The sequence below is a fragment of the Gemmatimonadaceae bacterium genome (assembly GCA_040882285.1).
Taxonomy (GTDB): Bacteria; Gemmatimonadota; Gemmatimonadetes; order Gemmatimonadales; family Gemmatimonadaceae; genus JACDCY01.
In genome coordinates this window covers 291,597-316,084 of sequence record JBBEBQ010000005.1, presented here as the reverse complement: position 1 = coordinate 316,084, position 24,488 = coordinate 291,597, and the positions used below count along the sequence as shown (strand labels likewise).

22 protein-coding genes are annotated in these 24,488 nt (G+C 67.0%); 3 read left to right on the top strand and 19 right to left on the bottom strand.

Features of this window, described 5'->3' with window-relative positions; genetic code table 11:
• Nucleotides 1-34: 34 nt before the first annotated feature.
• From WEA80_02340 to WEA80_02305, 8 genes are all read right to left on the bottom strand, one after another.
• Entirely contained in the window at nt 35-460 is a 426-nt protein-coding gene (locus tag WEA80_02340) for a ferritin-like domain-containing protein (protein ID MEX1185405.1), read from the bottom strand.
• A gap of 299 nt (nt 461-759) precedes the next feature.
• Entirely contained in the window at nt 760-1,440 is a 681-nt protein-coding gene (locus WEA80_02335) for an integron integrase (GenBank protein ID MEX1185404.1), read from the bottom strand.
• Between the two features lie 194 nt (nt 1,441-1,634).
• Nucleotides 1,635-3,302, bottom strand: a complete 1,668-nt coding sequence (gene pckA / locus WEA80_02330) for a phosphoenolpyruvate carboxykinase (ATP) (GenBank protein ID MEX1185403.1) — start codon at nt 3,300-3,302, stop codon at nt 1,635-1,637.
• Between the two features lie 19 nt (nt 3,303-3,321).
• Nucleotides 3,322-5,619 (bottom strand): NADP-dependent malic enzyme, encoded by a 2,298-nt coding sequence (locus WEA80_02325; GenBank protein ID MEX1185402.1) that lies wholly within the window; start codon nt 5,617-5,619, stop codon nt 3,322-3,324.
• Between the two features lie 99 nt (nt 5,620-5,718).
• Nucleotides 5,719-6,555, bottom strand: coding sequence for a metal ABC transporter permease (locus WEA80_02320; protein MEX1185401.1), 837 nt, complete (start codon nt 6,553-6,555; stop codon nt 5,719-5,721).
• A 2-nt stretch (nt 6,556-6,557) separates the two neighbouring features.
• Nucleotides 6,558-7,481 (bottom strand): metal ABC transporter substrate-binding protein, encoded by a 924-nt coding sequence (locus tag WEA80_02315; GenBank protein ID MEX1185400.1) that lies wholly within the window; start codon nt 7,479-7,481, stop codon nt 6,558-6,560.
• A 9-nt stretch (nt 7,482-7,490) separates the two neighbouring features.
• Nucleotides 7,491-8,738 (bottom strand): hypothetical protein, encoded by a 1,248-nt coding sequence (locus tag WEA80_02310; protein MEX1185399.1) that lies wholly within the window; start codon nt 8,736-8,738, stop codon nt 7,491-7,493.
• A gap of 53 nt (nt 8,739-8,791) precedes the next feature.
• Nucleotides 8,792-9,133, bottom strand: a complete 342-nt coding sequence (locus tag WEA80_02305; GenBank protein ID MEX1185398.1) for a hypothetical protein — start codon at nt 9,131-9,133, stop codon at nt 8,792-8,794.
• A 203-nt stretch (nt 9,134-9,336) separates the two neighbouring features.
• Between WEA80_02305 and WEA80_02300 the strand changes: the two genes are divergently transcribed.
• Nucleotides 9,337-9,930: an SCO family protein gene (locus WEA80_02300; protein MEX1185397.1), complete on the top strand. Its 594-nt coding sequence runs from the start codon at nt 9,337-9,339 to the stop codon at nt 9,928-9,930.
• Between the two features lie 58 nt (nt 9,931-9,988).
• On the opposite strand, the gene WEA80_02295 is transcribed toward WEA80_02300, so the two are convergent.
• The 11 genes from WEA80_02295 to lepA are packed head-to-tail and all read right to left on the bottom strand — an operon-like array spanning nt 9,989 to nt 20,547.
• Entirely contained in the window at nt 9,989-11,185 is a 1,197-nt protein-coding gene (locus WEA80_02295; GenBank protein ID MEX1185396.1) for a peptidoglycan DD-metalloendopeptidase family protein, read from the bottom strand.
• Entirely contained in the window at nt 11,182-12,030 is an 849-nt protein-coding gene (locus WEA80_02290) for a permease-like cell division protein FtsX (protein MEX1185395.1), read from the bottom strand. Before WEA80_02290 ends, WEA80_02295 begins: the two co-directional genes overlap by 4 nt.
• Nucleotides 12,027-12,725, bottom strand: coding sequence for a cell division ATP-binding protein FtsE (ftsE, locus tag WEA80_02285; GenBank protein MEX1185394.1), 699 nt, complete (start codon nt 12,723-12,725; stop codon nt 12,027-12,029). Before ftsE ends, WEA80_02290 begins: the two co-directional genes overlap by 4 nt.
• Nucleotides 12,726-13,838, bottom strand: coding sequence for an aminotransferase class I/II-fold pyridoxal phosphate-dependent enzyme (locus tag WEA80_02280; protein ID MEX1185393.1), 1,113 nt, complete (start codon nt 13,836-13,838; stop codon nt 12,726-12,728).
• 44 nt (nt 13,839-13,882) lie between these two features.
• Complete coding sequence (locus WEA80_02275; protein ID MEX1185392.1) at nt 13,883-14,215, bottom strand: molybdopterin dinucleotide binding domain-containing protein; 333 nt, start codon at nt 14,213-14,215, stop codon at nt 13,883-13,885.
• Complete coding sequence (locus WEA80_02270; GenBank protein MEX1185391.1) at nt 14,215-14,769, bottom strand: hypothetical protein; 555 nt, start codon at nt 14,767-14,769, stop codon at nt 14,215-14,217. Before WEA80_02270 ends, WEA80_02275 begins: the two co-directional genes overlap by 1 nt.
• Before the next feature lies 1 nt (nt 14,770).
• Entirely contained in the window at nt 14,771-15,661 is an 891-nt protein-coding gene (locus WEA80_02265; GenBank protein MEX1185390.1) for an ATP-binding protein, read from the bottom strand.
• The gene (locus tag WEA80_02260; protein ID MEX1185389.1) at nt 15,658-16,635 is read right to left on the bottom strand and encodes a carbohydrate kinase family protein; all 978 of its coding nucleotides are present in this window, start codon (nt 16,633-16,635) and stop codon (nt 15,658-15,660) included. The genes WEA80_02265 and WEA80_02260 overlap by 4 nt, the downstream gene beginning before the upstream one ends.
• On the bottom strand, nt 16,635-17,630 hold the full coding sequence (locus tag WEA80_02255; GenBank protein ID MEX1185388.1) for an ROK family protein: 996 nt from the start codon (nt 17,628-17,630) through the stop codon (nt 16,635-16,637). The genes WEA80_02260 and WEA80_02255 overlap by 1 nt, the downstream gene beginning before the upstream one ends.
• A 1-nt stretch (nt 17,631) precedes the next feature.
• Entirely contained in the window at nt 17,632-18,741 is a 1,110-nt protein-coding gene (locus WEA80_02250) for a glycosyltransferase family 9 protein (protein MEX1185387.1), read from the bottom strand.
• Nucleotides 18,742-20,547, bottom strand: coding sequence for a translation elongation factor 4 (gene lepA, locus WEA80_02245; protein ID MEX1185386.1), 1,806 nt, complete (start codon nt 20,545-20,547; stop codon nt 18,742-18,744).
• A gap of 186 nt (nt 20,548-20,733) precedes the next feature.
• On the opposite strand from lepA, the gene WEA80_02240 reads away from it, so the two are divergent.
• Together WEA80_02240 and mfd are read left to right on the top strand one after the other, a co-directional pair.
• Entirely contained in the window at nt 20,734-21,105 is a 372-nt protein-coding gene (locus WEA80_02240; protein ID MEX1185385.1) for a four helix bundle protein, read from the top strand.
• Nucleotides 21,106-21,187: 82 nt separating this feature from the next.
• Complete coding sequence (mfd, locus tag WEA80_02235; GenBank protein ID MEX1185384.1) at nt 21,188-24,478, top strand: transcription-repair coupling factor; 3,291 nt, start codon at nt 21,188-21,190, stop codon at nt 24,476-24,478.
• The last annotated feature ends 10 nt before the right edge of the window (nt 24,479-24,488 follow it).

Sequence of the window (24,488 nt, the reverse complement as noted above, 5' to 3'; positions counted from 1 at the left end):
GTGGACTCCGGTCGTGGCCTAACGGATTACGAGCTCACAGCGGCCAGTCGCGCAGAATGCGCTCCGTCTCCTCCGCGTGGGTGCTCTCGTCCCGGACCATGTCTTCGAGTTGTACCACCAACCCCTTGTCGCCGAACTCGTCGGCATCCTTGGCGCGCTGCGTGTAATCGGCGACCGCCTTCCGCTCCGCCTCGAGGACAGCTTGGAGCATCTCCCGATTCGATTTGGCGCCGGGGACCGGTCGTGCGTGGGCAGTCGGTTCCCCGGCCAGCGCTACGATCTTGTTGGCCAGGAATTGAGCATGGGCCTGCTCATCGGCGACCTCCGCGAGGAAGAACTGGGTTAGTTGGGGTCGATAGGGGCCAGTGGCTTTGGCCGCGTAGGTAAGGTACTGAATGATCGCGCCAAACTCACCGGCGAGATCTTCATTCAGGCGTTTGATGAGTTCCTTCTTGTCCACGGAGGCTCCTCGGGCTGTTGCTTCGAGATAGGTAGTTGTCAGCTGTCTAACTACCAATTAGATCGCGGAAGTTGCGAAACATGGTGGAATAGACTGCAGCGGAATGGCAAAGGCTGCAAGAGGTTGCAGTCTAATTTTCCGGCGCTGACAACGGCGGACAGCGCAAGTGCCCGAAACGCAGGCACGTAGCCGCAGCGCTTAAAAGGCTGATGGAGATTAGGCTGCTAGGGGCCTGCTGTCTAACGGTGCCTGAAATGGCCGTCGAGCCGAGCATCGTGAGCCGGTACACGCTGCGTTCATCAGAGCCGGTCGGCCGGGCTCCGCACGCCAAGCCCGCCGCGATGCAGGACGTGCGTGTAGATCATGGTTGTTTTCAGATCGGTGTGGCCCAGGAGCTCCTGGATCGTCCGGATGTCCGCGCCCACTTCGAGCAGATGGGTGGCGAATGAATGCCGCAGCGAATGGCACGTTGCGCGTTTCGCCAACTTGCTTTCCCGTAAAGCGTTCGCGAACGCCCGCTGCACAACGCTCTCGTGCAGGTGATGGCGCCGTCTGATCCCCGTGGCAGCCTCGCGGTACGAGCGCGTAGCGCGAAACACGTACTGCCACGCCCACTTGTTATCCGCGCCAGGGAGTTTCACGCCGAGTGCTCCGGGTAAGGCCGACCCACGAATTCCTGCGGTGAGATCGCGCAGGAACTCCGCGTGCACCCGCGACAAGTGCTTCTGGACCGGACGTGCAGCTACCTGCGGAAGGGGGACCCTGCGGTCTTTGTCGCCTTTGCCAGCCCGGACGGTTATTTCCGCGCGGTCAAAGTCGATGTCCTTGACTCTCAGGGTGACACACTCCAGGACCCGGAGACCACTTCCGTACATCAGCGTCGCGCAAAGCTTGGGCGGGCCGGGCATTCGCGTGAGTATCGCACGCACCTCGGCGGGAGAAAGGACCACCGGCAACCGCCGGCCGCGCTTCGCGCGCACCGCCGCGTCCGCAGCCGGTGACGCACGCTCTCCAGCAGCCGGAACTTTCGCTGGGGCTCCGGTTGACGGCTTAGTTGATTGGCAGGAATTCGCGGGATTGAAGAAGGCGCCACGACCGAATGGTCGCGGCGCCGCTTCATCCCTGCCTAATCCAATCAGCGCGCGGAACCGCAAACCCGCGCGGGCGCGCGAAATCACCCCTCGGGCGGCCCCGGCGTTTCCGGCGCATGAGCCCCGCTGGCCTGACGCGGACCGGCCCTCCGAATCTCATCGCTCACGCCGTTGAACTTCTCGAAGTTCTCCCGGAACATCCCCGCCAGCTTCTTCGCCTGCGCGTCGTACGCGGCGCCGTCGGACCAGGTCTCGCGCGGGTGCAGCACCTCGCGCGGCACACCGGGCACTTCCGCGGGGATCCGCAGACCGAAGATCGGGTCGGCGTCGAACGCCACGTTGTCGAGCTTGCCCTTGAGTGCCGCGTGGATGGTGTCGCGCGTGTGCTGCAACTTCATCCTGTGACCCACGCCGAACGCGCCGCCGCTCCAGCCCGTGTTCACCAGCCACACCTTCGACCCGTGCTTCCGCAGCAGCCCGCCCAGCATCTCCGCGTACTTGGTGGGATGCCACACGAGGAACACCGCGCCGAAGCACGCGCTGAACGTGGCCTGCGGCTCGGTCACGCCCCGCTCGGTGCCGGCGACCTTCGCGGTGTAGCCGGACAGGAAGTAGTACATCGCCTGCTCGGGCGTCAGCAGCGAGATCGGCGGGAGCACGCCGAACGCGTCGGCCGTGAGGAAGATCACGTTCTTCGGATGCCCGCCACGGCCGTTCGGCACCGACTTCGGGATGTAGTGCAGCGGATACGACGCGCGCGTGTTCTCGGTGATGGACATGTCCTCGAACTGCACGCGCTTAGTGATGGGGTCGAGCACCACGTTCTCGAGGATGGTGCCGAACATCTGCGTCGTCCGGTAAATGTCGGGCTCACCCTCGGGCGACAGGTTGATCACCTTCGCGTAGCAGCCGCCCTCGAAGTTGAACACGCCGTCGCCCGACCAGCCGTGCTCGTCGTCGCCGATGAGATGCCGCTCGGGATCCGCGGATAGCGTCGTCTTCCCCGTGCCCGACAGGCCAAAGAACAGCGCGGTGTCACCGCCGTCGCCCGAGTTCGCGGAGCAGTGCATCGACAGCACGCCCTGCTTCGGGAGCATGTAGTTCATGACCGTGAACATGGACTTCTTCAGCTCGCCCGCGTACCGCGTCCCGCCGATCAGGATCATGCGCTCCGTGAGGTTGAGCACGATGAACGTGCCGGTGCGCGTGCCGTGCTTCGCGGGCGTGGCCTCGAACTCCGGCGCGTGCAGCACCGTGAAGTTCGGATCGAACATCGCCAGCGCGCTCGGCTCGGGCCGGATGAACATGTTGCGGACGAACGCCATGTGCCACGCGTGCGGCGACACGTACCGCACGGAGAGCTGGTACGCGGGGTCGGCGCCGCAGTGCAGGTCCTCGACGAACAGCTCGGGCGAGGCGTCGAGATGCTTGCGCACGTCGGCGAGCAGGGCGGTGAAGTGCCGCGGCGAGATCGGCTGATTGACCTTGCCCCAGTCCACGTCCTGCTCGGAAACCGGATCGCGCACCACGAACTTGTCGTTCGGCGAGCGCCCGGTGTGCGGGGCCGTGTTGGCCACGAACGGCCCCATTTCCGCGAACTCGCCCTCGCCGCGCCGCGCGGCCGCGGCCATCAGCTCCGGCCCCACCAGATTCCGGTGGACCTCCCCGGACGGGTGCAGCCCCTGCCCGGACAGACTCTGCCCCCGCTCGCGAATCGTCCCGGCCGCTTTTGGCTTTGTATCGGTCGGCATTCTCTCTAGCTCTCCAGCGTCAGGCCAGCGCGCCCGCCGCCTCTTCGGTATCGGTTCGACCCAGTCTGTCCGGGCCGGTGCGCTCCTGCGCGTCGATCACGGCCACGGCCGACATGTTGATGATCTCCTGCACGTCCGCGCCCTGCTCGAGCACGTGCACCGGACGATTCATCCCGACCAGGATCGGGCCGATCGCCGTGGCGCCGCCAAGATGATTGAGCAGCTTGTACGCGATGTTGCCCGCGCTGAGGTTCGGGAAGATCAGAACGTTCGCGCGCTCCTTCAAAGTGCTGAACGGATACGAGCTCGCTAGAGTCGCCTCGTCCAGCGCGGTGTCGGCCTGCATCTCGCCGTCCACCATCAGCGAGGGATCGCGTTCGCGCAGCAGCGCCACCGCCCTGGCCATCTTCTCCGCTTCCGGGTGGCGAACGGATCCGAAGTTCGAGAACGACAGCAGCGCTATGCGCGGCGTGATTCCGAACGTCTGCACGATCCTGCCCGCCGAAAACGCGATCTCCGCGAGCTGCTCGGCCGAGGGATCTATGTTGACCGTGGTGTCCCCGCAGAAAATAACGTGTTTGTCGAAGACAAGCATGTACAGCCCGCTGACGACGCCGGCCTTGGGGTGCGCACCGATCACCTCGAGCGCGGGACGGATCGTCTCGGGGTAGTGCATGTTGACGCCCGAGACCAGCGCGTCGGCGTCGCCCAGCGCGACCATCACCGAGCCGAAGTAGTTTCCGTTGAACAGCCGCTGCAACGACTCGGCGTGACTCAAACCCTTGCGCTGCCGCCGCTGCCACAGGTAATGCGCGTACTGCTCGCGCCTCGGCGACGTGGCCGGATCCTCGATGACGATCTCGGTGAGCGAAGTGGCGCTCGCCGCCGCGGACGCCTCGATCGCCTCGCGGTTGCCGAGCAGGATCGGATAGGCGATCCCTTCGTCCGCGAGGAGCCGGGCTGCGCGAATGATCTTCGGCTCCTCTCCCTCGGGGAATACGATCCGTTTCGGGTCCTGGATCGCGCGCATCATGATGCCGCGCATCAGCCCGTGCGCGCGGCCGAGCCTCGCCTCGAGCTGGTGGCGGTAGTCGTCGAGGTCGATGAATTCCTTCGCGACTCCGCTCGCGACCGCGGCCCACGCGACCGCCGGCGCGACCCACAGCAGCACGCGGGGATCGAAGGGGAAGGGGATCAGGTATTCGCGGCCGAACTTGACCGAGCGGAGCCCATACAGCCGAGACACGCTCTCCGGCACATTCTCCCTGGCGAGCGCGGCGAGCGCGCGCGTCGCGGCCATCTTCATCGCTTCGTTCACTTCCGTCGCGCGCGAGTCGAGCGCCCCGCGGAAGATGGACGGGAATCCGAGGACATTGTTGACCTGGTTCGGGTAGTCGCTGCGCCCGGTGGCCACGATGGCGTCGGACCGGACAGCGGCGACTTCGTCCGGCAGGATCTCCGGCACCGGGTTGGCCAGCGCGAAGATGATGGGCTGCTCCGCCATGCCCGCGATCATGTCGCCCGTCACGGCGCCGGCGATCGAGAGCCCGACGAATACGTCCGCGCCTTTCAGCGCCTCCGTGATGTTCCGCAACTTGGTCTTGACCGCGAATCGCGACTTGTACGGATCGAGGTCCGTGCGCCCGTCGTGCACCACCCCGTGGCTGTCGCACAGTACGATGTTCTCGCGCCGGACTCCGAGCCGCACGTAGTGCTCCGCTGTCGCGATCGCCGCTGAGCCGGCGCCGGAGAACACCACCCGCACTGATTCGATCCGCTTGTCGGCGATCTCCAGCGCGTTGAGCAGGGCCGCGCCGGTGATGATCGCGGTGCCGTGCTGATCGTCGTGGAAGACGGGGATCTTGAGCGTCTTGCGGAGCGTCTCTTCGATGTAGAAGCAGTCCGGCGCACGGATGTCTTCGAGATTGATCCCGCCGACCGTGGGCTCGAGCAGCTGGCAGAACCTGATAACGTCGTCGGGATCCTCCGATCCGATCTCGAGGTCGAACACGTCCAGATCCGCGAACTGCTTGAACAGGTTCCCCTTTCCTTCCATCACCGGCTTGCCGGCGAGCGCTCCGATGTTGCCGAGGCCGAGCACGGCCGTCCCGTTCGTCACGACCGCGACGAGGTTTCCCTTGGCCGTGTACTTGTACGCGTCCTCCGGCGTCTTTTCGATCTCCAGGCACGGCTCTGCCACGCCCGGGGAGTAGGCGAGCGAGAGATCGCGCTGGTTGTTGAGGGCCTTGGTGGGGACGACGGCGATCTTGCCGGGCCGTCCGGAGGAGTGGTAGTCGAGGGCGTCTTTGCGCTTCATCCTGCGAATCTATCGGCCGCGCGCCCCGCGTGGAACGGAGCCGGCAGCCCGTCCCAACCCGGGCGTGTCGAGCGGGGCAGAATGGATGCCGTCGTCAGCTCACGCAGGCGCTCGCGGCCGCAGCGTCGCGGCGACCGCGACGACGGCCAGCATTAGGCCGCAGGTGCCCACGATCGCCGCCCCCGTCGGCAGATCCATCTGGTACGACGCCCAGAGTCCGAGCAGGCTCGCGACAGCGGCTGTGGCCCATCCGACCACGAGCTGATGGATCCATCGCCGGGCGAGCATCACGCCGCACACCGCGGGCACGATCAGGTACGCAAACGTCAGCAGCACGCCGGCGATCCGCACGAAGCTCACGACGACTATCGCGAACGCGGCATAAAACAGGAAATCCCACAGCCTGACCCGCATGCCCTGCGCGAAGGCCCGCGCCGGATCGGATGAGATGAGCGCGAACTTGCGATGGAACGCGCCGTAGAAAGCGCCCAGCGCGCCGAAGAGGACCACCCGCTGCCCCACTTCGCCCTTCGTGACGTTCAGGATGTCGCCGGTCAGCAGATGCTCGAGCTCCTCCTTTCCTCCGGCCACACGACTGAGGAGGAGAATCACGCCCGCGGCGGCGACGACGAAAGTGATGCCTATGATCGCCTCCTGCGGAACTTCACTCTTGCGGGTACTGCGCGACCAGCTGAAGAAGGCCGCGCCCACGAACGTTACGGCGAGCGAGATCCAGAAGGTGACGCGGTCGTCGAAGTGATAGCCCATGAGCAGCGCCACGCAGGTGCCGAGCGTGGCAACCTGCGCGAGCGCGAGATCGACGAAAATGACCTCCCGCTTGACCACGTGCAGTCCGAGATATGCGAGCAACGGCGGCAGCAGGAGGCATGCTGCCAGCGGCCACTTCATGACTTCCCACGCGATTTGCGCGTTCACTGTCAGCCTCCCCGAAGGGCCGTCGCGAGCGTGGTGACCATGTAGTCCATCATGTCGAAGTACGTCGTGGTGTTCCTGCGCGCGCCCGGCTGCTGCGCGATGTCCAGTACGCGCGCCCCGGTCTGGCGCGCGACCGTCTCGGCGGTTCTCCGATTCTGGTACGGTTGCACGAGTATCACGCGAGCGTTGGCGGCCTTCATTGCGCCGATGACTTGCGCGAGATGCGCGGGGGACGGCGCGATGCCGGGCTTTGGCTCCAGCGTCTCGAGGACCTCCAGGCCGAACCGACTCGCGAAGTACACGAAGTCCTTGTGATAGGTCACGATTTTCGCGCCTCTGAAAGGTGCGAGCTGCCCTTCCCACTGGCGGAGCTTCGCGTCGATCCGGGCCATGAAGCTCGCGAGGTTCGCCCGGTACAGCGCCGCCGACGCGGGATCGGCCTGCGCGAAATGAGTGGCAATGTTGGCGGCGACGACCTTGGCGCTCAGCGGATCGATCAGGAAATGCGGATTCCCCAGGGAATGGACGTCTCCCCGCGACCGATCGAATGTCGTGGGAATCTCGGCCATCCTGATTCCCTGCGACGCCACGACTCTGCCGGGAGCCGTGGACCCGATCTTGGAGTTGCGCGCGCTCTCGAGCAACGGCGGCAGCCAGCCGAGCTCGAGCTCTGCACCGCCTTCGATCAGCACATCAGCGCGATTGAGGGTCACGATGTGGCTGGGCTTGGCGTCGACGTAATGCGGATCCTCCGTCGGCTTCGCCAGCGCGGTCACCTCGACCGCGCTGCCGCCGATCTCCCGCGCGAGCGCCGCGAGATCGGGCGTCGTGGCGACGACGCGGAGCCTAGCGGCGGACGAGGCCGCCGTTCCGGCAAGCGCGATCAGCGCGACTGTCGCGAGCTTGATTGCAGTGAGCTTGTTCATGATGTACCTCTAGAATTTGTGAGAAGCATGGGCGCCGAGCAGGAACTCGAACTGCATCCAGACCGAGTGATCGGTTCCCACGCTCTTTCTGTCATCGTAGTTGTACTGCAGGCGGATCTTCGAGAACTCTGTCGGATACCAGGTCACGTTGGGCGAAAGCCGGAATCGATCGGTGCGCAGCTCGGAGGCGAACGAGGCCTCGTCGCCGGACACGACATCGGCGCGAAGGCCGGCGACGATCCTTGGCCGAATGCCGTACAACAGCTGGCCGTACCAGCCGCGGTCGCGCAGTGTCTCGTTCGGCAAGAGGATCGACGCGTCTTCCGCCGCCTCCCGCTCGGCCGCTTCGTACCGGCGGGCGAGCCCTTCCACCTGGAGCGACACGAAAGGAAAACCCTGCTGCGCCGCGGCCGGCTTCCATTTGTAGTAGGCGTCGACGCCGAAGATCCGGGTCCTGGCTGACGGTCCGGAATTATTCGGCCCCAGCGCAGCGGACACGCCGAACAGCAATGTCTGGGTCCCGGTCAGCTCGAACGAGCTGACGATGCGCGGCACGATCAGCATGTCCCCCGGCGACTCTACCGCCGGCCCCGGTACGACGCCCCCGTGAATCTCCGGGGACTCCTCGGACTGGAAGCTGAAAGTCGTTCCACCGACGCTGTTCATGACGCCGAGCATCGCCTCGGTATAGAACGGCGTCGGCGCGAGCCACGAGAGTCTCATGCCCTGGCTGCGAAGTCCCTCCGGTCCGAACATCCGGTTGAGCACGAGGGGCTGATCGACGAAGGCCCAGGAATGCGGATGCTGCGGATTCTGCCGGCCGAACTCCGTGAAAAACTGGCCGAGCTTCAGCTGCAAATTCGCGGGCAGTGACGTTGTGAGGAGGTAGGCCTCCTCCAGCTCGACGCCGGTTTCACCACCTTCGTCGAGCTTGAAGACGATATTGCTGAAGCCTTTGAAGTACGGGTCGACCGCACCGTCCAGCGTCAGCTCGGTGTTGGGGATCGTGAACCCGCGGACGCGCGGATCGTGGTCACCGAGCTGTAGCGACGGGACATCCGGCTCCGTGGACCAGCCGGCGTCCACCAAGGCAGTGAAGCCGATGTTCATGTACATCGCAGCGCGAGCGGTCGCTGACGGCTGCTGCACCGTACCCGGCGTGGTGGCAGTGGTGTCGGGAGTCTGCTGGGCAGTGAGCTGAGCGGCGCACAGCATCGCGGCGACTGAGAGATTCGTAGTCGTTGCCAACAATCGCATTTGTGGTTCTCCTGAACTGAGCTTTCGCCGGGAGCGAAGTGCTCCGGCGTCCGTCAAGCGCTCAGGTCAGGGGGTGCGCGCGATTGGAATGCGTGGGGGGAGAGCGAGCGGGCGGCGAGCGCGCTGGCCGCTCCGGGCTGCGCGACAGCCGAGCGGGCGGCGATCGACGGCGGGGCCGGGCTCTTCGCGGCGTTGGTAGACAGGTGACGGCAGACGATGCACTCGTCGACGTGGGCGGCGCTGCACTTGCTCCCGGATGTCTCCTCGACATGGGCCGGTGCCCCGAGCCCGGTGCTCGCCGTCGCGTGCGCAACGCTCAACGCCACCGGCAGCGCAAGCTGGACGGCGGCGAAAAGGATGGTGAGCGTTCGGCGACGGAGTGCGATAAGGCTCATGTCCGCGGAAAGATACCGACCGCTGCGGTGGATGCGGTCGTTCAGGATTCAAAGCCCGGGAAACAACCGGGGCGCTGCAACTCCCACACCAATTAAACCCCGGCAGCGAGGAATTTGTTCGACTCCCGATCCAGAGCCGCGTTCCCTAGGGCGCCACGGCCTAGATTTCACGATCCACCAGCAGCGATCTCGGAGGACACAATATGAGTCGACGCCTGCTGCGCCAGTTCGCCCGAGCCGTTGGAGCCGCCTCGTGTCTGCTCCTCCTGAGTGGCTGCCGCGACGAGTACAAGTTCTACGGCATTCCGCTCAACCCCATGGTGACCGCGCCCATCGAGCCGCTCGTACGCGACGACAGCTCGCGCTTCTCGATCGGTGCCGAGCGGGGAAGGGCCTCGCTGGTCTTCTTCGGCTACACCAACTGCCCGGACATCTGTCCCACGACGCTGGCCGACTGGACGCGGGTGAAGGAGGCGCTGGGCAGCGCGGCGCTGAACGTGAACTTCGTGTTCGTCACGATCGACCCGGAGACGGACACTCCCGAGGTGGTCGAGCAATATCTGGCGAAATTCGACACCGCCTTCGTGGGCCTGACCGGCTCCCCCGACCAGATCGCCACGGTCGCGCAGGGTTTCGGCGTGACGGCCTTCGCCGAAGGAACGCTGCCGTCAGGCCACACGGCCATGGCGCACCCGAGCCGCGTTTATCTGGTGGATCGCCGCGGGCGGATCCGGTTCGTGTTTCCCCCGGGCTTGAGACCGGAAGAGATCGCCGAGGACGTGCGGCACGTTCTGTAACTCTATAAAACTCCTCAATTCAGTCCGAGCGCTTCCGTGCGCGCCGAGGGGCGCCGGCTTACTGCCGGCCACGCAGCCAAGTCAGCGGATTTACCGCCGGGCCGCCGCGGCGGATCTCGAAGTGGAGATGGGGAGGAAATGTCGGGTCGGTGGCACCGACCGTACCGAGGACCTGGCCCTTCGTCACGCGCGCGCCCTTTCGCACGCTGATGCTGCGAAGCGAGCCGTACACGGAATAGTCGCCGCCGCCGTGCTCGACGATCACGGTGTTGCCGTACGTACCCATGACTTCCGCTAGCGCGATGGTGCCTGAGGACACCGACTTAACCGCCGTGCCGTCGTCGGCGGCTATGCCGATTCCGTTCCAGCGCGTGGTCGTGTTGTTGGGATTAACCACGCGGCCGAAGTTGTACAGGATGTTGCCTTCCACCGGCCAGTCCAGCTGGCCGAGATCGGCGGTGCGAATGGTGCTGGGCGCGCGTGTCGCGCCCGTCCGCGCCGCCGCCCGCCGGCGCTCCGCCTCGAAGTTCTCGATGACGCTCGTCAGGCGGCGCGCAGTCCGCTCGAGCTCGGCGAGGCGCTGCCTCGTGCGGCGCGTGTCCGCCTGCACGTTCCGCAGCGCCTGCCGCTCGCGCTCCTGCAGCCCGGCGATCCGCTGCTCCTCGTCGGCCTTGTCCAGCATGTTCTGGCGCACGTCGCCCTGGAGCCGCACCAGCTGCGCGCGGTTGTCCCTGATGCGCCGCTGCAGGTCGTCCACGCGGCGCACCAGCGCGCGATCGCGCTGCGCGAGGAGGTGCAGGTACTTGTAGCGCGCGATCAAGTCCCCGAACGACTGCGCGGAGAGCAGGACTTCCGCCGTGAACAGCGGGCCGCGCTTGTAAATGTCCGCCACACGCTTGCGAAGGATGGCGTGCTTGATCGCCGCCTCGTCCTCGGCCCGCACGAGGTTGGTGGTGGTGGTCCGGACCTCCTCGGTGATCGCGATGAGCTGCCGGTCGAGCGACTGCACGACGCGCCTGGTGGCCTCGCGCTGCCGCGTGAGGAGCTGGACTTCGTCCGTGAGGTTGTGCGCGGTGCGCTGGAGCCCGGCAATCCGCCGCTGCAGCTCCTCGCGCTCGCGGCGTACCCGCTCCAGCTCGTCCCGCTGCGCCCTGAGCCGCGCCTCGGTGGTCTGCGGCTGTTGTTGGGCGTGGACCGCCGTTGCCGCGCCGACGGAAAGCCAACAGCCAACAGCCAACAGCCAACAGCGCTTCATACCTCGTTCAGGTGCCGGCCTACCGAGAAGAGGCTCCCCAGCAATCCGATGAGCGCGCCGGCGATCACGCCGACGGCCGCCACGCGCGCGTCGAAGAACTCCGTCTGAATCATGTGGCGGGTGATCGTCTGGGCGGCGAACCACGTCATGCCCAGCGCCAGCAGGCCGCCGAGCACTCCCTTCACGAACCCGTCGATGAGGAAGGGCATGCGCACGAATCCGTCGGTCGCGCCGACGAGCCGCATGATCGCGATCTCGCGGCTGCGCGCGAGCACGGCCGTGCGTATCGTCGCGCCGATGATGATCACGGCCACGAGCGCGAACGCCGCGCCGAGCGCGAGCCCCGCGAACGTCGCCAGCGTGCGCAGCCGGTACAGCTTCTCGACCCACTCCTGGCCGTAGCGGACGTCGTCGACGAACTCGTACGTGCCGGCCCGGTCGGCCACCGACTTCACCGTCGCCGGGTCCCGGAACCCGGGGCGCAGGCGGATGTCCATCGATCCGGGGAGGAAGCCGCTCTCGAACACGTCGCTGAACTCGCGCAGCTCCTCCTTGGCGCGCACCAGCGCGTCATCCGGCGACACGTAGGTGACCTGCTGCACCTCCGGAAACGAGCCGATGTCGCCCATCGCGGTCGCGATGGCTTCCGGCGACGTCCCGTCGGCGACAAACGCACGGATCTCGACCCGCTCCTCGACCGCCTGCAGCGCGTTGCGGATATTCAGCGCCACCAGCGCGAACAGCCCGAAGGCGAACAGCGAGAACGCGATCGTGACGATGCCGAGCACGCTCAGCAGCGGCGATTTCCGGAAGCCGGTGAACGCCTCGCGCGTCGCGAGCCTCACGGCGCGCCTCCGGCCGCTTCAGTCGGCGGGGGCTCGGCCGAGTCGTACACGATGCGTCCGTGGTTCAGCTCGATCACGCGATAATCGGTCCGCCGCACCAGTTCGAGGTCGTGCGTCGCCATGAGGACGGCGGTGCCGGTCGAGTTGATGTCGCGCAGCAACTGAAAGATTCCGCGCGTCGCGCGGTCGTCCAGATTTCCCGTCGGCTCGTCGGCGATCAGCACGAACGGATCGTTGACCAGCGCGCGCGCGATCGCGACGCGCTGCTGCTCGCCGCCGGACAGCTCGCGCGGAAACGAAGTGGCCTTCGATGCCAGTCCCACCTGCGCCAGCACGCGGTGCACGCGCGGCTGGATCGCGGCTTTCGGCGTGTCGGTGACCTCCAGCGCGAACGCGACGTTCGCTTCGGCGTTGCGATCCTCCAGCAGGCGGAAGTCCTGGAACACTATCCCGAGCTTGCGGCGCAGCTTGGCGATCTCGCGGCGCGACGCTCCCCGCGCGCTCAGGCCGCTCACGCGCACGTCACCGTGGCTGAGCTTCTCCTCCATGTACGCCAGCTTGAGGATCGTGGACTTGCCCGAGCCGCTCGGCCCCGTGAGAAACGCGAACTCCCCCTTCCGCACGTGGAAAGTGATGTGGCTGAGCGCGATGCCGGTGCGTGGGTATTCCTTGCCGACGCCCTGAAACCTGATCATTCAGGAAAGCGCCTGAGCGAGATCCGTGATCAGGTCCTCGACGTCCTCGACGCCGATGCTCAGCCGGACGAATCCGTCCGGGATACCCATCTCGGCGCGCTCCTCGGGCGTCATGCGCGCGTGCGACGAGAAGCGCGGCTCGATGACCAGCGAATCGACGCCGCCGAGGCTGGCCGCGTGGGTGAACAGCTTGAGCTTGCGGAGGAACGCGTCCGCCGCGGGCGCGCCGCCGGCCAGCTCGATCGCGAGCATCCCGCCGAACCCCGACAGAATCGCGCGCGCGATCTCGTGATCGGGGTGCGACTCGAGCCCGGGATAGTGCACCGCCGAGATCGCGCGCTGCTTTTCGGCCCAGCGCGCGACTTGCAGCGCGCTCTCGTTCTGCTGCCGCACGCGCACGCCCAGCGTCTTGAGGCCGCGCGAGAGCAGCCAGCACGCGAACGGGTCCGGCGCCTGGCCCCAGTACTTCACCTTGTCGCGAACCTCGTCGACGAACGACGCGGAGCCGAGCACGACCCCGCCGAGCACGTCGTGGTGGCCGTTGAGGTACTTGGTGGTCGAATGGATGACCACGTCGGCGCCGTGCTCGAGCGGCCGGAAGTTGATCGGGCTCGCGAACGTCGAGTCGATCACCAGCGCAATCCCCTGCGCGTTGGTGTAGCCGCGGATCGGCGCGAGGTCGATGACGCGGCACGTCGGATTGACGGGCGTCTCGAGGAAGATGGCGCGCGTCTCCGGCCGCGCTTCCTTCCGCCACACGCGCGGGTCGGACGGATCCACCAGCGTGACCTCGATGCCGAGCCCGCGCAGCTCGGTGGTGAAGAGATGGTGGGTCCCGCCGTAGATCCAGGCGCTTGCGAGGAGGTGATCGCCGGGGCGGAGCAGCGCCAGCATCGCGCAGGCCGTGGCGCCCATCCCGCTGGACGTGACCACCGCCGCTTCCGCGCCGTCGAGCAGCGCCAGCGTGCGCTCCAGCGACTGGATGTTCGGCGTGTTGCCGTAACGCGCGTACTTGAGCGACTCCGTGCCGAAGTCCTGCACGTAGTTGACGGACTGCACGAGCGGCTCGCCCACGGGCGAGTCCGCCTCACGCCGCTTGGTGTCGCCGTGGATGGCCAGCGTCGCGAGGCCGCGGGGCCGGTCCAGCTCCGGTCCGGTCAGGCCCTGCTCCGGTTGCGAGGTGTGTCGAGATCGGGTTTGGACACGCGGATGTACTCCGAGATTGAAAGTCCGGCGATGTCGCGCGCGAAGACGTCGCCTTCCGGAATGGAGTCGTCGATCTCCAGCTCGGCCAGCTCGTGCCGTCTGGGGCCGAACACCCAGACGAGCTCGCCGTTCTCCACCAGGCGGATCAGCGCGTCGGACGCGCGCATCCAGATCTTGGGCCCGCGCTCCGGGTCCCCGCGGCGCGTGGCGACGTAGCGCGTCACCCGGAGATCGCCCTCCCTCGTGCGCAGGTTGCGAATCGTCGCCGGCCGCATCCCCAGCATCAAGATACCGGGCGCACCGCCACGTAGCCCGCCTCGGTGCGCATCAGCAGCCGGCGGCGGCGCAGGTCCTCGAGCAGCGCGCTCGCTTCCTCGCAGGAGATGCCGACGGTGGCGGCGATCTCGTCGGCCGGCCCGCCGCCGCAGTTGAACACGGCTTCCCACGCCTCGCGGCCGGCGGGATCGATGTCGCCGAACAGGCGCACGTCGTCCGCGCCCCGGTCGTAGACCAGCGCCAGCCCGTGCCGCTCCAGCACGGTCTCGATGGCGTCCAGGTGAGAGTCGGTCATTCCCCTGAATACGAAATACACGTCCTGCCGCTCAGGGTTCGCGATGCTCGAGAGGAGCAGCTTCGCGACTATCTCGTCGGCGCAGGAGAAGTCGAGCGCGCCGACGTGGGAGAAGTCGATGATGGTGAGGGCCTGCGGGCCGAGCTGGCCGAGCTGGAGCTCGATCTCGGTGCGGACGGCGGCGCCTGTCGGGCGGGTCACGAGATTCGAGTACAGCGCGCAGACGCTGCGCTTCAGAACCGAGCTGAGGTCGATGTGGTTGACCATGCTACGCGACCCTCTGCGGGATCGTGATCTGCAGCTGCGCGCCGGGAAAGGGGGACAGCCCTTCCTCGCGCGCCATCTCGTCCGGGTCCCAGTCGGGAACGCTCGCGACGATCCGCGCGGTGCCGCTCCGCACCGAGAGCTTGCCATCCCAGTGGCTGACGAACTTCCGCATCCCGGCGAAGCCCTGGCCGCGTCCCTTGTCGGTGAAGCGGCTCACTCCGTTGAGCACCGCGTCCTCGAGCGCGATCGCGTCGTTCCAGCGGTCGCGCAGCCGCCGGGCCGGCGAGCTCTCCAGCGATTGGCGGAAGCCGACTCCGGCGTCGCACACGGCGATCACGACGACGCGGCGCCCGTTCAGGCGCTGCTGCCAGGTGTAGGTCTGCACCGCCACCCAGCCGCCGCAGCCGGCGTGCTCGATGATGTTCTGGCACGCCTCGGAGAGCGCCATGGTGAAGCGCATGGTCGAGCTGGAATCGAGGTTCAGCTTGCCCATGAGAATCTCCTGCGCCTTCTTCTGGATCCTCTCGACGACGTTGTGCACGTCCGCACTCTGGACGATCGGAGTGATCTCGAGCAAAACGTCGGACTCGCGGTGCGGCGGGGAGCGTTGCGCCTTGCCGTGGAACTCGTACAGCTCTTCCGCGTGCTTGTAGAAGTCCGTGCGGGCCCAGTACGAGCCGGTCGTCTCCGATTCGGGCGGGTAGAACCCGGGCCGGTCCGGCCGCGACTGGGCCAGCGTCAGCAACGCCGTGAGCCCGTACGGGGACGCCCAGCGCGTGTGGCGGGCGTCGACGATGATCTTGTCGTCGGCGGGGAGAGGGGCCAGTTGATCGAGAACCTGCTCAAAAGTCTTGTCATCCAGTGTAGGTGGGACATTGATCAGAGTTGTCACCGGACGCTGAGTTCCCCCCTCAAGTGATTCGCAAGGCCGGTCGCGCCCTTGTGATCGACATTTCTCGCCGCCGCCACCATCGCTCTCCCGATTGCTTCGATGAATGTGTCGCCGGCAAGAAGACGGGAGAAATATGTCGCTCCCCACACATCGCCGCACCCCGTAGGATCGCCATTTTTTTCTCTGCTCGCCGTTGCGGAAATTTTCGCGGTGCGAATCGCGCCGGTGTGGGGAACCATATTGGCGCGAAGCTTTGTGAGATCGGAGATGCGCTCGAAGCCTGGCGCGGCGAAGTAAATGACGCCGCGGCTCCCCGCGGTGAGCGCCAGGAACTGCACGCCGGCTGCAAACGCCGACGCGGCCAGCGTCATCGGATCCGGCGCGAGCAGCGCGGCCTCCTGCTCGTTCACTTGCAGGATGTCGAAGCAGCCGTACCACGCCGTGGCATTCGGCAGCGGCTGGGGAATGCGCATTCCGTCCGGGCTCGTCGCCAGCAGCAGCGAGTGCAGATCGCAGTAGATCGGGCCGGAAAAGTTCTGCCGGATGAGCTGCGCCGTCTCCAGGTCCAGCTCGAAGCCGCTGATGAGATTGACGTACAGCGCGTCCAGGTCCTTGAGCAGCGGCTTGAGCCCGAGCCAGTGCCACGTCGGGACTCCGCCCATGAGCTGCTCGCATCTCTGCTCAGCGCTCGTGTAGCGGAGTACGACGCGGTTGTTCGGGTGCGGCACCTCGATCGGCGCCGCGTCCGGCGCGATTCGCCGGAGGCGCGAGAGGAACTCGCGGGCGTGCGCGGCCATGTCGTAGCCGACCTTCACCAGCGGAACCACTTCCCAGTCGGGCGGCAGCGCGGCGTCGAGCGCGCTCAGCGCGTAGGTGATCCCGCCCCACTCCTGCACGGGAGTGTCGCGCGGGTCGCGGCCGTGAATCTCGTCCCACACGAAGCTGCCGATGACCCCGACCCGCCGCGGGGCCATTACACCTTCCCGAACGTCTGCGCTTTGAAGGTCGCGACCGCGCCGACGACGCCCGCGGAAAGGGGGAGCATTCCCGGCACGATCTCGCACGCGTCCACCGCCGTCTTGAAGGCGCGGCGGCGGACTTCGCTCCGCAGCGGCTCGAACAGCGCGTCGCCCGCCTGCGTGACGCCGCCGGCGATGACCACGATGTCCGGATTGAGGATGTTGATCAGCGTGGATATGGCCGTACCGAGGATGCGAGCGGTCTCGCGCACGACCTCGAGCGCGATCGGGTCGTTCTGCTTGGCCGCCTCGTACACGGTCTGGGCGGTGATGTTGGCGGGGTCGCCGCCGGCGAGCGCGAGCAGGGTCGAGCCCTCTCCGTTCGCCAGCGCTTCGCGCGCGCGGATGGCGATCGCGGTGCCGCTCGCGTACGCCTCGACGCAGCCGTAGTTGCCGCACTTGCACAGGCGGCCGTTGGAGTCGATGGTGGTGTGGCCGATCTCCCCAGCCGCGTCCGACGATCCATGGTACAGCTGGCCCTCGATGATGAGGCCGCCGCCGATGCCCGTGCCGATCGTCATTCCGACGACGTTGCGGTGACCTTTAGCCGCGCCGCACCACCACTCGCCGAGCGTGGCGCAGTTGGCGTCGTTGTCGAGCGTGGCGAGCATTTTCACGCGGGAGCCGATCTCGTCGCGCAGCGGGAAATCCTTCCAGCCGAGGTTGGGCGAGACTATCACCAGGCCGCGCTCGCGGTCGAGCGGTCCGGGCGAGCCGATGCCCACTCCGAGAAAGTCTTCCCGCGTCGCGCCCGTATCCGCCATGACCTCGGCGATGACGTCCTCGACCATGCCGACGATTCTGTCCACCACCGCGGCCGGTCCCTCTTCGCCGCGCGTGGGGAGCGACCGCATGGCCAGCTCCGAGCTCCCGTCTTCCGGCATGGCGCCGACGACGATGTTGGTGCCGCCGAGGTCGACGCCGACGATGTAGCGCTCGCGGACGGACATGCTAGCTGTTGGCTGTTGGCTGTTGGCTGTTGGCTAACCGCTCGTCGGCTACGGTCTCGACGAGCTGCGCGACGTGCTCCGGGGAAAGGTCGCGCATGCACCGCCAATGGCCAAGCGGACAGCGGCGGGGGCCGTGGCGGTGGCAGGGGCGGCACGCCAGGGAATCGAGGCCGGCGACCGCATTGCGCGAGGCGAGCGGACCGAAGCCGAAGGCGGGGACCGTGGGGCCGAACACGGCCACCGTGGGCGTGTTCATGGCCGAGGCCAGATGGAGCGGCGCGGAATCGTTGGTGACGAGCGCCGCGGCGCGTCCGATCAGCTCGGCCGAGCCGAGCAGCGACAGCCGGCCGGTCGCGTCGCAGATCTCGACTGCCGCTTCGTTGCGGATCGTGCGCGCGGCGTCCTGCTCCGCGTCGCTCCCGACAATGGCTACACGGAAGCGCGCCGCGAGAATGCGCGCGAGCTCGGCGAAGTACGGCCAGCGCTTGGTGGCCCAGGTGCTGCCGGGAGCCAGGACTACGAGTGACTGGTGACTAGTGACTAGTGACTGGTGACTGCCCCGAGGCGCCGGCTTGGACGGCGCTCGACCCAGCAGAACGTCGACGGCCTCGCGTTCCTTTTCTCCGGGGTAGAGCGCGGGGCGGATATTCGGCGCCGGGGCTGCGCCCGGTTCGTTCCAGGCGGCGAGCGACCAGAGCCGCTCGGCGTGATGCTGGTCCTCGCGGTAGGGGATGACCCTGGTGTACAGCGCGCGACCGGCCGAGGTACTGAAGCCGACGTACTCCCCGGCTCCCACGAGGCGCGCGGCCATCGCGCTCCGGATCGATCCCTGGGCGAGATACGCCGCGTCGTAGCTCACGGGGTGCATTCTGCCCTCGTCGAACAGCTCGCGCGTCGAGCGCGCCGCGCGCCAGAGGCCGACGGGCCCGCGGTCCGCGCCGCGCTTGTCGTACAGGATCACGCGGCGGACGGCGGGATTGTTCGCGAGCAACGTTCCCGTGATCGGCGTGGTGAGTACGTCCACCGGTCCCCGGCGAGCCAGCTCCGCGATCAATGGCGTGGTCAGCACCATGTCGCCAATGAAGCTCGTCTGCACGACCAGTGACGTCATCTAATCGACTTGGAGCACCGCCAAAAAGGCTTCCTGCGGGATCTCGACCGAGCCCACCTGCTTCATCCGCTTCTTTCCTTCCTTCTGCTTCTCGAGGAGCTTGCGCTTGCGGGTGATGTCCCCGCCGTAGCATTTGGCGAGCACGTTCTTCCGCAGCGCCTTCACCTGCGTGCGGGCGATCACCTTGGTGCCGATCGCCGCCTGGATCACCACCAAGAACAGCTGCTGCGGGATCAGCTCCTTCAGCTTGTCCGCGATCTTCTTCCCCCACTCGTACGCCTTGTCGCGGTGGATGATCACCGAGAACGCGTCCACCGGGTCGCCGTTGATGAGCATGTCGAGCTTCACCAGATCGCTCGCGCGGTAGTCCAGCACGTCGTAGTCCAGGCTGGCGTAGCCGCGGCTGATCGTCTTCAGCCGGTCGTAGAAGTCGAGGATGATCTCCGCCAGGGGGAATTCCCAGTCGAACTCGACCCGGGCGTGGTCTATGTAGCTCATCGTCCCATAGATGCCGCGCCGCTCGGTGCCGAGCGTCATGATCGGCCCGATGTACTCCGCCGGCGCGACGATGCGCGCCTTGACGTACGGCTCCTCGATTCGCTCGACGGTCGAGAGCGGCGGCATCAGCGCGGGGTTCTCCAGCAGCAACATGGACCCGTCGCCGCGATACACGTGGTACTCCACGTTCGGCACGGTGGAGATGAGGTCGAGATCGAACTCGCGCTCGAGCCGCTCCTTCACGATCTCCATGTGCAGCAGGCCGAGGAAGCCGCAGCGGAAGCCGAAGCCGAGCGCGGTGGACGTCTCGGGCTCGAAGAAGAGCGAGCCGTCGTTGAGGTGCAGCTTGTCGAGCGCGTCGCGAAGCTGCTCGTAGGCCTGCGTGTCCGTCGGGTACATCCCCGAGAACACCATCGAGCGGACTTCCTTGTAGCCGGGGAGCGGCGTCGAAGGGTGCTCGGCGTCGAACACGGTGTCGCCGACGCGCGTCTCCTTCACGTGCCGCACGTTGGCCACGACGTAGCCGACCTCGCCGGGCCCGAGCCTGTCCGCCTTCACCTGGCGGAGCTGGTAATACCCGACTTCCGCGACCTCGTACGTCTCGGTGCCGGCGCCGAACGCGATGTGCATCTTCGGCTTCACCTCGCCGTCCACCACGCGGATGCTGGGGATCGCGCCGCGATACTTGTCGTAGTACGAGTCGAAGATCAGCGCGCGCAGCGGTCCCGCCGGCCTGCCCTTCGGCGCGGGAACTCGCCGGATGACTTCCTCGAGCAGCTCCGGCACGCCGATCCCTTCCTTGGCGCTCACCTGCAGCACGTCGTCCGGATCCACGCCCAGCAGCTCGACGAGCTCGGCGCGGCGCCGGTCGGGCTCGGCGCTCGGAAGATCGATCTTGTTGAGCACGGGGACGATCGTGAGCCCCGCGTCGAGCGCGAGGAACAGGTTGGAGATCGTCTGCGCCTGCACGCCCTGCGACGCGTCCACGACGAGGATCGCGCCCTCGCACGCGGCGAGCGAGCGGGAGACTTCATAGGTGAAGTCCACGTGGCCCGGCGTGTCTATGAGGTTGAGCTCGAAAGCCTCGCCGTTCCGCGCTTTGTACTGCATGCGCACGGCGTTGAGCTTGATGGTGATGCCGCGCTCGCGCTCGAGGTCGAGCGTGTCGAGCACCTGCGCCTTCATGTCACGCTTGCCGAGCGTGCCGGTGGCTTCGATCAGCCGGTCGGCGAGGGTGGATTTCCCGTGATCGATGTGGGCGACAATGCAGAAGTTTCTTATATGGTCGAGCTGGACGGAGTCGGCCACGGGGCTGATTTGCGGGACTTTGACGGGGAAGGGTTGAAATATAGAGTCCGAGCGGGGGCTCACCGGAATCCAAGTTTGGAGTGTGGCAGTTTGGAGTGGGGCAGTGAGGAGAAACACTGCAGAGATTCGATTGGACGAGTCGTAGCTGGATGGTGTTTGTTCTGCTGATTCGCGGCTACTTGCGAGATGCAGGATCACCGGAAGCTGGACGTGTGGGCGAGGGCACATGCGCACTGCATCGCGGTTCGGCGCGCGACCGGGGCTTTTCCGCGAAGAGGTTATGCACCTCTGCACTCGCAAACGACGCGCGCGGCAGAGTCGATCCTCTTCAACATCATCGAAGGTTGCGGGACGCGTACGCCAAAGGACTTCGCCAAGTTCCTGGACAGCAGTATCAAGTCGTCCAAAGAGCTCGAAGGTCAGCTCGATCTCGCCAAGGACTACGGAGTAATGAAGCTGCGGGAGTGGGAGCGCCTGGCCCGGGAAACGGTTGAGATTCGCCGGATGCTCTGCGGGCTGCGAGCGACGGTTCTGCGGAAGTCCGCTACGACTGCCTGACTTTCCCCTCCAAACTGCCCCACTCCCAACTTGGATTCCGGCAGTCGAACACCCAGGAGCATAGTTACCTTGCGGTGCCCCAATGCCATTGCCGCTGTTGTTGTCGGCGGTCGAAGGGCTTCCGTCCTTCACGGAACTCCTCGACCGCGTCCCACCCCCGGGCCTTTCCGCCCGTGTCGCCGGCCTGCATGGCTCGAGCGACGCCGTCCTGGTCAGCGCGCTGTCGCGCCGGCTGGAGCGGCGATTATTTGTCGTTGTCTGCGAAGCCGTGCCGGAGGCGGAGCGGTGGCTCGCCGACATGGGCGCGGTCGCCGACGGTGAATCGGTCGCGTTCTATCCCCCGCGCGAGGCGTTCGGCGAAGCGGAGCCGCACGCCGAAGTCGCGGGTGAGCGGGTCGAGACGCTGGAGCGCATGGCGCGCGGCGGGATTCGCGTGCTGCTCACCACGGCGCGCGCGGTCATGGAGCGCACCCGGCTCGCGCGCGCGCTGTCCGCCGCCAGGCTCGAGCTCCGGAAAGGCGACGTTCATCGTCCGACGCAGCTGATCGAGCACCTGGAGTCTATCGGCTTCGAGCGCGTGGACATGGTGGACGACGTCGCGCAGTTCAGCGTGCGCGGCGGGATCCTCGACATCTACGGCTTCGGCATGGCCGAGCCGGTGCGGCTGGAATTCTTCGGCGACGAGATCGCCGAGCTGCGGCATTTCGACGTGGGCTCGCAGCGCTCGACGCGCGAGGCGGAGCTGGCGCTCGTGCTGCCGGTGGACGGGCAAGTCACCACCACGACCGAGGAATTCGAGCGGATCTCCATCGCGGACCTGTGGCCGCCGGACACGGTCGTCGTGTACCCCGAAGGCACGAAGCTCGACGCCGAGCTGGCGCGCACGTGGGACGAGGCGCAGCACCACATCGATCTCGCCCGCCGCCGCGGCGAGGACGCGCCCGACAGGGAAGAGCTGTACGACCGGCCGGAGGACGTGACGCGGCGGCTCGCGTCGTTCGGATCCGTCGCGCTGCACTCCGCGGCGAGCGACGGCGAGGACATCGTCTTCCCGATCCGCGCTCCCGAGGCGATCGCGCGCGACATCAAGCAGCTCCGCCGCACGGTCCGCGACGGCACGCCCACGGTAATCCTGTGCGACAACGCGGGGCAGGCCGAGCGGCTGGAGGAGCTGCTCGACGACGGGCCGGGGCCGCCGTCGCCCGCCGCGCTCGCGATCGGCGTGCTGCACCGGGGATTCGTGGTCCCGCCCCGCGGAAGCGATCCGGGTCTTCGCGTGCTCACCGACCACGAGATATTCAGCCGCGAGCGGCGGATCCGGCGCGCGCGAAAGTATTCCGGCGGCAGCGCGTTCGACTCGGGGGCCGCGCTCAAGCCGGGCGATTACGTGGTGCATCTCGAGCACGGCGTCGGGATCTACCGCGGCATGGAGAAGCTGTTCGTGCGGGAAAGCACCGTCGAGGTCGCGGTGATCGAGTACGCCGGCGGCGACCGGCTCAACGTGCCGCTGTACAAGATTGACCAGCTCGAGCGGTTCCGCGCCTCGGACGACATCGACGGCGACGCGGCGCCGCCGCACCTGCACAAGCTGGGCGGAAAGCGGTGGACGCGGCAGCGCGACCGAACGCGGGCCGCGATTCAGGAGATGACCGCGGAGCTGCTCGACCTGTACGCGCGGCGCAAGATCGCCACCCGCGCGCAGCACGTCCCGGATACGGCCTGGCAGCGGCAGCTGGAATCGTCGTTCCTGTTCGAGGACACGCCCGACCAGCGGCGCGCGACCGAGGACGTCAAGGCGGACATGGAGGGGACGCGGCCGATGGATCGTCTGCTCGTCGGCGACGTCGGCTACGGCAAGACGGAGGTCGCCGTGCGCGCCGCGTTCAAGGCGGTGCAGTCGGGGCGCCAGGTCGCGGTGCTCGTCCCCACCACGATCCTGGCCGAGCAGCACGCGCGAACCTTTGGCGACCGGCTGGCCGATTTTCCCGTGACAGTGCGCACGCTGAGCCGGTTCCAGACCGCGAAGGAGCAGGCGGAAGTGCTCGCGGAGATCGCGGAAAAGAAGGCGGACATCGTCATAGGAACTCACCGGCTGCTGAGCGCCGACGTCAACTTCGGCGAGCTGGGGCTGATCGTGGTGGACGAGGAGCACCGCTTCGGGGTGAAGCACAAGGAGCGGCTGAAGCAGCTGCGGCTGCAGACGGACGCGCTCACCCTCACGGCGACACCGATCCCGCGGACGCTGCATCTCTCGCTCGCCGGGCTGCGTGACATGACGCTGATGCAGACCGCGCCGCGCGACCGCTCGCCGGTGCTCACGTTCGTCGAGCCGTGGGACGACGGCCTGCTGGAAGAGGGGATCGCGCGCGAGCTGGACCGCGGCGGCCAGGTGTTCTTCGTGCACAACCGGATCGAGACCATTCAAGCGGTCGCCGACCACGTGCAGCGGCTCGCCCCGCGCGCGCGCATCGGCGTGGCGCACGGGCAGATGCGCGAGCGCGACCTCGAATCCGTCATGCGCAGGTTCGTCAACGAGGAGCTGGACATCCTGGTCTCGACGATGATCGTCGAGTCGGGGCTGGACGTGCCCAACGCCAACACGATGTTCGTGAACCGGGCCGACACGCTGGGCCTCGCGCAGCTGTACCAGCTCCGCGGCCGCGTCGGCCGCTCGCACCGCCGGGCGTACTGCTACCTCCTCGTGCCGGAGACCGTGGACGAAGAGGCGAACCGGCGGCTGAAGATCCTGGAGCACCACACCGAGCTCGGCTCCGGCTACCGCATCGCGCTCAAGGACATGGAGCTGCGCGGCGCGGGCAACCTGCTTGGGCCGGAGCAGTCGGGGTTCGTGCAGGCCGTCGGGTTCGACATGTATCTGCGGCTGCTCGACGAGACGGTGCGCCGCATGCTGCGCGGCGACACCGGCCCCAAGCTCCAGCCCGCGGAGGTGTCGCTCGACGCGCCGGCCTTCCTGCCCGACGACTACATACCCTCGCAGGACGCCAAGCTCGACATATATCGCAGGCTGACGAACCTTACCGAAGCCGCGGATGTCGAACAGGTGCGGCAGGAAGTGCGCGACCGGTTCGGTCCGCTGCCGCCGGCGGCGGAGGGGTTCTTTGCCACCAGCCTGCTGCGCGTCCTAGGGGGCGCGCTCGAGATCGAGTCCATCTTCGTGCGGGGCGCGGAGGCCCGTATTACCTTTAGAGATTATGCCGTTCCGCGCGTGAAGGGTCTCGCGGCGGCGTTTCAGGACGTGCAGTTCTCGGCGGAAGTGCGACGGACGCACCCGCTGTCTCTGAAGCTGACCCGGCTTGGCGGCTCCACGCTCCTCGATGGACTCGTTCGCGCCCTCACGAAGCTTCGCCCGTAGCCAAACTTTC

Bases quoted from the DNA above. Each gene is read 5' to 3' on its own strand.
- pckA (MEX1185403.1), bottom strand. From the start codon at position 3,302: ATGCCGACCGATACAAAGCCAAAAGCGGCCGGGACGATTCGCGAGCGG.
- WEA80_02325 (MEX1185402.1), bottom strand. From the start codon at position 5,619: ATGAAGCGCAAAGACGCCCTCGACTACCACTCCTCCGGACGGCCCGGC.
- WEA80_02315 (MEX1185400.1), bottom strand. From the start codon at position 7,481: ATGAACAAGCTCACTGCAATCAAGCTCGCGACAGTCGCGCTGATCGCG.
- WEA80_02310 (MEX1185399.1), bottom strand. From the start codon at position 8,738: ATGCGATTGTTGGCAACGACTACGAATCTCTCAGTCGCCGCGATGCTG.
- WEA80_02305 (MEX1185398.1), bottom strand. From the start codon at position 9,133: ATGAGCCTTATCGCACTCCGTCGCCGAACGCTCACCATCCTTTTCGCC.
- WEA80_02300 (MEX1185397.1), top strand. From the start codon at position 9,337: ATGAGTCGACGCCTGCTGCGCCAGTTCGCCCGAGCCGTTGGAGCCGCC.
- WEA80_02295 (MEX1185396.1), bottom strand. From the start codon at position 11,185: ATGAAGCGCTGTTGGCTGTTGGCTGTTGGCTGTTGGCTTTCCGTCGGC.
- ftsE (MEX1185394.1), bottom strand. From the start codon at position 12,725: ATGATCAGGTTTCAGGGCGTCGGCAAGGAATACCCACGCACCGGCATC.
- WEA80_02275 (MEX1185392.1), bottom strand. From the start codon at position 14,215: ATGCTGGGGATGCGGCCGGCGACGATTCGCAACCTGCGCACGAGGGAG.
- WEA80_02270 (MEX1185391.1), bottom strand. From the start codon at position 14,769: ATGGTCAACCACATCGACCTCAGCTCGGTTCTGAAGCGCAGCGTCTGC.
- WEA80_02260 (MEX1185389.1), bottom strand. From the start codon at position 16,635: ATGGCCCCGCGGCGGGTCGGGGTCATCGGCAGCTTCGTGTGGGACGAG.
- WEA80_02255 (MEX1185388.1), bottom strand. From the start codon at position 17,630: ATGTCCGTCCGCGAGCGCTACATCGTCGGCGTCGACCTCGGCGGCACC.
- WEA80_02250 (MEX1185387.1), bottom strand. From the start codon at position 18,741: ATGACGTCACTGGTCGTGCAGACGAGCTTCATTGGCGACATGGTGCTG.
- WEA80_02240 (MEX1185385.1), top strand. From the start codon at position 20,734: ATGCAGGATCACCGGAAGCTGGACGTGTGGGCGAGGGCACATGCGCAC.
- mfd (MEX1185384.1), top strand. From the start codon at position 21,188: ATGCCATTGCCGCTGTTGTTGTCGGCGGTCGAAGGGCTTCCGTCCTTC.